10 protein-coding genes are annotated in these 7,689 nt (G+C 37.2%); 3 read left to right on the top strand and 7 right to left on the bottom strand.

All coding sequences use genetic code 11. The annotated features are described in order from the left end of the window. Nucleotides 1–485: 485 nt before the first annotated feature. Together ORQ98_RS28315 and ORQ98_RS28320 are read left to right on the top strand one after the other, a co-directional pair. Entirely contained in the window at nt 486–1,391 is a 906-nt protein-coding gene (locus ORQ98_RS28315) for a DMT family transporter (RefSeq protein ID WP_274692190.1), read from the top strand. Nucleotides 1,392–1,435: 44 nt separating this feature from the next. Next, nucleotides 1,436–2,284: a class I SAM-dependent methyltransferase gene (locus ORQ98_RS28320; RefSeq protein ID WP_274692191.1), complete on the top strand. Its 849-nt coding sequence runs from the start codon at nt 1,436–1,438 to the stop codon at nt 2,282–2,284. 243 nt (nt 2,285–2,527) lie between these two features. Here the strand turns inward: ORQ98_RS28320 and ORQ98_RS28325 are convergent, their stop codons facing one another. From ORQ98_RS28325 to ORQ98_RS28350, 6 genes are all read right to left on the bottom strand, one after another. Beyond that, on the bottom strand, nt 2,528–2,911 hold the full coding sequence (locus ORQ98_RS28325; protein WP_274692192.1) for a YbbD-related protein: 384 nt from the start codon (nt 2,909–2,911) through the stop codon (nt 2,528–2,530). Between the two features lie 9 nt (nt 2,912–2,920). Continuing rightward, nucleotides 2,921–3,280, bottom strand: a complete 360-nt coding sequence (locus ORQ98_RS28330) for a hypothetical protein (protein WP_274692193.1) — start codon at nt 3,278–3,280, stop codon at nt 2,921–2,923. A 165-nt stretch (nt 3,281–3,445) separates the two neighbouring features. Beyond that, nucleotides 3,446–4,171 carry an esterase/lipase family protein gene (locus ORQ98_RS28335; RefSeq protein ID WP_274692194.1) on the bottom strand — a complete coding sequence of 242 codons (726 nt, stop codon included), beginning with the start codon at nt 4,169–4,171 and terminating at the stop codon, nt 3,446–3,448. 20 nt (nt 4,172–4,191) lie between these two features. Continuing rightward, on the bottom strand, nt 4,192–5,082 hold the full coding sequence (locus ORQ98_RS28340) for an alpha/beta hydrolase (RefSeq protein WP_274692195.1): 891 nt from the start codon (nt 5,080–5,082) through the stop codon (nt 4,192–4,194). 275 nt (nt 5,083–5,357) lie between these two features. Then, nucleotides 5,358–5,552 (bottom strand): hypothetical protein, encoded by a 195-nt coding sequence (locus ORQ98_RS28345; RefSeq protein WP_274692196.1) that lies wholly within the window; start codon nt 5,550–5,552, stop codon nt 5,358–5,360. Continuing rightward, nucleotides 5,542–6,012 (bottom strand): GFA family protein, encoded by a 471-nt coding sequence (locus ORQ98_RS28350; RefSeq protein ID WP_274692198.1) that lies wholly within the window; start codon nt 6,010–6,012, stop codon nt 5,542–5,544. Before ORQ98_RS28350 ends, ORQ98_RS28345 begins: the two co-directional genes overlap by 11 nt. 515 nt (nt 6,013–6,527) lie before the next feature. On the opposite strand from ORQ98_RS28350, the gene ORQ98_RS28355 reads away from it, so the two are divergent. After that, nucleotides 6,528–6,923 carry a YqaA family protein gene (locus ORQ98_RS28355; RefSeq protein WP_274692197.1) on the top strand — a complete coding sequence of 132 codons (396 nt, stop codon included), beginning with the start codon at nt 6,528–6,530 and terminating at the stop codon, nt 6,921–6,923. 34 nt (nt 6,924–6,957) lie between these two features. On the opposite strand, the gene ORQ98_RS28360 is transcribed toward ORQ98_RS28355, so the two are convergent. Next, nucleotides 6,958–7,689: AAA family ATPase (locus ORQ98_RS28360; RefSeq protein ID WP_342455240.1), on the bottom strand; the 732-nt coding region annotated here is incomplete at its 5' end.

Here is a 7,689-nt window from a genome sequence, read left to right on the forward strand (position 1 = left end):
TTGGCGTGGTCTTAATAGACTATATGAACTGAAGGCAGGCTTTGAGCTAGCCCAAATTTGTGGGTAATTAAATGCCAAGGATGGTGGGAATGCAGTTAATGCATGGAGCATTTAACTGTCACACCAATCACCTATTAATATAGGCTCATGGGGCTTCGTCACTTGATGGCCTCACCAAAAAAAACCCTTCGCATTGGGTATAGTCATTCATGATGCTTTAGATGAGTCGCCTCTACATTAAACTCTCTTAAAAATCGCTGAAGGCGTTTATAATTGGATGTAGATAAGGCCATTCCATAAAAGATGTATACCACTTGAGTCAGGTAAGTCAATCGAGCTTTCACCAATGCAATAATATATTGAGCAAGTAGTACTACTCAGACTTGATGCCAGCCAAAAACCCCTTTAAGCTCTTTAGCCAGTGAGTTAATCTCTCTCATTTGTTGTACATGACCCTCACATAACAAATTAAATGGTTCTCTAAAATGGAATTTATTTTTTACTTGGCACCATTATTTGGTGGCGTTGGTATTGCCTTACTCCCAGGAGTGAATAACTTTATAGCTCAATATACAGGACGCGCCGGATTCGCCATATTGCTTAACTTTCTCCTAGGAGCAGTTGTTTTAACAAGTATTTACTTGCTTTTTTCAACGGTATACCTAGCCAAGTTAAAAGAAATTCCTTTATGGAGCTTTCTAGGGGGACTCTATGGAACTGTAACTGTAGTGGTTATGACTATCACTCCTGCAAAACTTGGCATTGGTAAAACATTGGCTGTTTTTATAACAGCACGATTAACATCTGCAACAGTTATTGACCACTTTGGTTGGTTTCAAATGCTACAAGAGTTAATCAGCTTTTTACAGGTTGTAGGAATAGGACTGGCTGTTATTGGGACCTTATTTATTTTACGAGTGCGAGCCAAACAAAGTTTCTCCCAAAAAACTATCATGATTTATTGCTTGCTATGTTTTCTTTCAGGCATATTCAGCTCACTCCAATCCACTACCAATGCTTCTCTTTTGCAGCAGACAAATGATATGGTCTTTGTAACTTGGCTTAACTTTATCGAAAACCTTCTATGTTTTTTGGTTTTCTATAAAATATTTAGTCGTCAAAAACTCCATATTTTTCATCCTCAAAAAGTATATATTTGGGGACTACTCTCAGTGTTATGCTCATTAACCGTGATCTCTATGATGGCATTAGGTTCATCAACCATTGGAGTGGCAAATACTGTTGTGCTATCAATTGTTACCCAAATGATTACCAGTATTATTATTGACCATTTTGGCTGGTTGAGGGTCGCACAACACTCTTTCAACAGCAAGTCTCTGATAGGGCTATTGCTACTACTATCAGGTGCTTATTCTGTCATCAGTTACTGATATTATACAAAAGGCTAAATGCTTACTTAATAAGGACATAAAATATGAACACGCTCTCTTCTCTTGCTAGTGCAACAGCGATAAAAGCTTATGATATAGTTGGTCAATATAATCAAGATCGAATTAACGGGTTCAGTGATTATTTTCTAGACGCATTTATTGATATGCTACAGCTTGAATCAGCTGCAAATGTACTGGATGCAATGGGAGGAAACGGTAACCTAACTCACCGTATGATCAATTACTGTGTAACACATAATATTGAGTTACCAACCTTTACATTATTGGAGTATTCATCTGTTCAAACAAATTTAGCTCGCTCAACTCTTCATAAGGATAACGTTTATATAGTAAATGGGGACGTACTAACCATGACCGACCTTGAGTCTGGAAAACAACTACCTAAAGCTAGCTTCGACCGTGTGGTAATCAAAAGTGGTAACCATGAAATTCCTTTAAAAAATCAACATCAACTTTACTATAGTGTATTTAAAGCACTTAAGCCTGGTGGGCTTTTTATCAATCTTGGTTTTTTGTTTACTGATAGCCAAGAACGTAAGGAATTTACGAAAATAACCAATGTAAAAGACAAACTCATAGGAGCAATGGATGCTGTAGCTAACCGATACTTTCTATTGAAGGATGAATTTTACGATTTATTAACACAGGTAGGATTTAAAACCATTGAGTGCAACACTACTTTTGAATATACGATCTGCTCGAAAACAGCTGAAAAGGAATATTTTTCAAATGCCAGCCATGCAATGGATGATATATTAGCGGCACAACGACAAGCTAAAACCTTACTAAAGCACCAGCGTATACAACTGAACGATGTGGGGAGTACCATGTACTTACCTGGCGAAATCACTATTGCTACTAAGCCTTATTAGTAACTTCAACATAGCTGCCTGATATTGAACGCCATAATTCTAGTGTGTAGATAAAAATGATACTCCCAAGTTTGGGACCATCCTATGCAATGAATGTAACTTGCCTGCGATAAAGTCCTTACACTGGGGGAGTGTCATGCTCCCTTTTTTGTCAGAGAGTACATACATTTGTTCAAAATCTTTGGACCCGTCTTATCAGCATAAACCACTATGGACTCAATAAGCAGGACCTATTGTCAACGATTACTCGATCGAACAAGCTTCATTATTCGGGCTATAGGTGTATTCAACATATCCTGATTCAGCATCTATCAGAAACTGCCAACTGGCTTTACTTGTACTGTTATTATCAAAGAAGCAATAATGGTTATTTTTAATGAAGCTCAACTCTCTGGTAAATTGCTTTAAGTCGTTTAAAGGTATAGTGAAATTACCTTGTGAGGTATTAATGTCTAGATTATTTTTGGTTGTAATATTTACTGTTGTTGTAGGCAGAATATCAGGTAGCCAGCCTCGTGCAAATAGTTTATCTTGTTTTGCCTCAGCATATGAAGTGTAGCTGCTACTAGTATCGTCACTACATCCTGATAGAACAGTTATAACAACCAATACAAGAAAATGCTTCATTCTAAAACCTTATTGTTTAGTGATATTTCCAAGCCTTTTAGCCCTTATTCGGCTTAGACCCCGAACCACTATTAAAGCAAACATCAATAAAAAGGGGAATATTATCAGTAATAAAATACTCATTACAAAAATACCAACCTTAGCCTTTTCACCTGGATGATCAGCCAAGCAGACATCCTCTCCCCCCACCTTTTCAGTGAATGATGATAAATCTCCATTCGAACAGTAAGGGATAAATTTCATGCCTAGAGGTGGTGCATGTGCTGGTTCAGCAATAAAGTCTTTAAGGGGCATTAGTTGAAAATAAATATTCACTGTTGCCAGTAGAACTATTAATATTAACTCATACTTAATTATTTTTTTAACCATAAAATAGAACGATTTTTCAGTTTTCTCGAAGTGGACTTTCAGTCACTCAATACTATTTTTTATATGTGCAGATTTCATGGTTAAAACAAGTAAATTATGTGCAGATTTTGTGCATAGGCTTTTTAATAGCATAAACTAATCCTAAAGTAGCAAACATCCTTTACATTAACAGCTAGATACTGCTGATTTACTTTCAAATTTACCATTCTTTAAGTAGTTCTTTACCTCTTTTATGACCAAGTTATTGCTCATGATAAAAGGATGTGTGGTGGGTAATGCGATAAAGCCGCACATACCTTCTACTTTGGTGCGCTCTACTGAAACCTTACCATCATCAGGATTGGGTAGAAAGGTTGATAATATTAAGTTTATTGATTGTGTACCTGCAATAACCCCTAGCTCAAAATTTACTGGTCCAAGCTGACTAGGAATACTATTTTTATCTGTGCCCAACTGCCTACCAGCCGGACCATTTATCAAGCCAAAGCCAGGTACATTTTTTAAGTTGTCAACTACTTCACTTCCTTGATTAGGAGGAGCTAACATTACAACTCTTTTGACGTGCATTGGTGTATGCTGCTGATAATATTGACGTACTAATATACCACCCAGTGAGTGAGTGACATAATTCACAGGAATAGCATTCTGTTTTTTACACTGCTTTAAGCCTTCTGAGACAGCTATTTCAGCTAGCACCTCAACAGGTTTATCTCTTGAGGGATAATCAATATTGACAACGTAAAAGCCTACTTTGCTGAGTTCAATTGCAAGCTTTTCCATAGAACTTGCAGTTCTCACAAGACCATGCAGTAATACTACACATTCTTGAGAAAGGCTTGTTATGGAATATAGTGAAAAAAATACAGTTAATACTATTCTTCTAATTGTCATTCATTGCCACCTCTTTGTTATTACTTTGAATTTATAGGCAAATATTGATATAAAAATGTTAATACACGCTTTTCATAGATTGCCTTTACTACATGATGAAAGTTGGCATGACCAACCCCAGGAACAATCCATAAGCTTTTTGAGGATGAGTTGATATTATTATACAACCACTGTGTATCTTCTAGTGTGGTACGAGTATCTTGCTCCCCACCAATAACTAAGAAGGGCTTCATAATATTTCCAACCTTTTTTACTAGCTGTAAATTTGTCGCCTTAATCCCCAACCTCAATGGCAATTGATAAGAGAGCAGAGGCTCAAAGTAAGCTCCCCACTTCCCCATTCGAGCAGTAAGTCGATTAATAATTGCTTTTTCAATCGTTGGGTAAACAGACTCTATAACTATTGCTTCAACTGGTAATGGCATGTCACTTAATACAGTGGCCGCACCACCTAAAGATGTGCCAATAATTCCTACTATTTTAAGATTGGCTTGCCGCTTAAAAAAGCGAATGGCCAGCTCTGCATCTTTCGTTTCTAAATACCCAAATGTTTTATATTCCCCATCACTGGCACCATGCGCCCTTAAATCAAATAACATCACTGAATAGCCAGCCTGATATAGAAACTTGGCTCTTGATAACATAGATAAGCGATTACTTTGATTACCATGCATTAATAACACACCCGCATTGGAAACGGGATTCTTTACCAACCATCCTTTAAGCTGAATATTACCCTCACCTCTAAAACTAACTGTTGATAATGGCAAGCTTATTTCAGGTTTAATAATGTTACTTGGAGTTGGACGAATAAGTTGTGCCCCAACAGTGTAAAGAGTGACTAAGGCCAGAGTAAGAAAAACTACGACGCACCCTACAATTAACTTATTTATTATTTTTTTAATAACCATATACCTCTTATGACATCCAATTTTCCAGCAGCACTTAAGAGGGGCATTAGAGAAAACAATAGTATTAGATTTCGAACCAGCTTCATTCAGTGACCTTAGTACTCTTCTTTAAAGCAAAATATCTTTCAGAAAAGTCTGGTCTCTGTCAATCAATAAGTTGTTTAACTTAAAAGTATCATCTGTTGATACTAATAGTATTATTTCAAGTGTAGTGTAAAAATCATAACCAGGTGCAATGCAGCTAATTTGATGCCCCCTACTATAATAACTGCTGATTATTCATACTTACTAGTTAATGGTAGCTTGCCCCAAAATGCCAGTACAGAAACCAAAGCGATTGAAATTATTAACTGTAAGTTAATAATCAGCTCTTTATAGTTTGCACTCAACCAAACTCTAGACTCATATCCCGCTCGAAATGCTTGCTCAAGGGTTATATAATGCTGGCCCAACATTAGTTTATTTTTCAAGACTCAGTCTTTTATGCCATTGGGCAATGCTTTCTTCAGGATATTCAGAAAAACACTTATCGTTTGGTTTTTTTTCAACCTCTACCCAGCTACTTTTACTACGCAACATCAAATGTGTTCTTTCTGGAGGTATAGGCAGTTCACTATCAATTGCTGATGCAAACGGATGGACTAATTCTGGCCACCTCGAGTCATAAACCCATAGTGCACTAGCACAATGCTTACAAAAATGTCTTTCTGCAGGACTTTCTTTCCCATCTATGATGGCATGATAAATACTGGTATGCTCTTTTCCTTCAATTATTAGTGTTTCATACCTACCACTTAAATTTATCGCAAATCCTCCCCCTCCAGCAGTTTTTCGACATACTGAGCAATAGCATAAATTAAATGGATACGGATATGCAGAACTAACTGTAAACTTAACTGAACCACAATGACATGAACCTTCTAACAGCATAATACCTCCAATCATTCTCCACTCTAATTTGAGCAGTCGCGTCAACGCTACGCTTGAACAGCTTGCCTAAAGTCTAGGTAAAGAAAATATATGCCAAGAATAATAATCTTTGGCAGATTATACTTTTCATTCATTTGCTGTCTCCTATAACGGGCTAATAGCAAATAATAGACCCTGATTTAGGGAGCTTTCAAACTAAGCGAGTACCTTGGTCTTAATTTAAAAGCTTTCAGTTCTTGACTCACTAAGCAAGAAAGCTATTAATGATCAAATTTAAACCACACCTATTCAGTCTAGTGACTGAAAAGCAGACGAACAGCCAATACAAACTACTTTTATTCGAAAAGTATGTACAAAATGCTTGAATAAAGCATTGATACATAGGAGCTCACTCAAGTATTGTATAGTTAAATCTGTAACGCACAGCCATTATACAATGGTGAGCTTCTTTTCTAACCATTTGGCCTAGGGATATAAGCTTGTTGGATTACCTGCTAATTTTTTTCAGCGCATTTATGGCAGCAACAATACTGCCATTTTATTCAGAAGTGCTAGTTGCCGCTCAATTACTTAAAGAGCCCAAAGCCTGGCTTCTGATCTGGTTGGTGGCGTCAACAGGTAATACTCTGGGAGCAGTAGTAAACTGGATTTTAGGACGATATCTTCTGCACTACCAGGATCATAGGTGGTTTCCATTTAAGCAGAAGCAGCTTTCTAAGGCTCAACACTGGTTTCAAAAGTATGGTGTTTGGTCATTACTCATGGCATGGGCTCCTATAGTAGGAGATGCTCTAACCTTCATAGCAGGGTTAATGAAAGTCAGATTCTGGATATTCTTTTTGCTGACACTCATTGGTAAGTCAGTACGTTATGCAGTAGTGGCCTATTTTACTATCATTACCCTGACCTAACTGTTTCCAGTAACTTTAATAGGGGATGTATATATTACTCTTCCATTAAAATACGCATCATTTGCTCATGTCGGTTTAAAAAGTCCTTTGTTACAACATAATGCTCTGTATCCTCATATTTTACTTCATAAATACCAGATTCGGTAAACTGGTAAATTTTTGATCTGGGGTATGCCAGCAGGATAGGTGAATGGGTAGCGATAATAAACTGAGAGTTTTCTTCTACCAATTGATGAATCGCAGACACTGCAGCCATTTGGCGAGCTGGAGATAGCGCCGCCTCAGGCTCATCCATAATATACAGGCCATTCCCCCTAAGTTTGTTAGTTAAAGTGGCCATGAATGATTCACCATGGGACTGTTCATGTAAGGATTTACCTCCATAACCCTTTAGATATCCCATATCATCCATAAAGGTTGCCAAATTATAAAAGCTCTCTGCCCGAAGAAAATAACCATCTTTAGGTCGTTTAAAACTTTTAATTGATTTTAAATATTGGTGAAGGTCTGAATGTGTTCGGCTTGTAGTGAAAGTTGATTGCTTGGTTCCACCTTCAGGGTTAAACCCCAAAGCAACCGCAATGGCTTCGATTAAGGTAGACTTACCAGTACCATTTTCTCCAACAAAAAATGTGACATCCGGGTGAAACACTAAGTAATCCAGCTCTTTAACTGAAGGTATATTAAAACAATACTGTAGACAGTTTTTGGTCTTAAAGTGGTAGGATTGAACCAAAAATAGAAACTGTGAGAATGCGGTTGTCGA

The sequence above is a fragment of the Spartinivicinus poritis genome (assembly GCF_028858535.1).
GTDB lineage: Bacteria > Pseudomonadota > Gammaproteobacteria > Pseudomonadales > Zooshikellaceae > Spartinivicinus > Spartinivicinus poritis.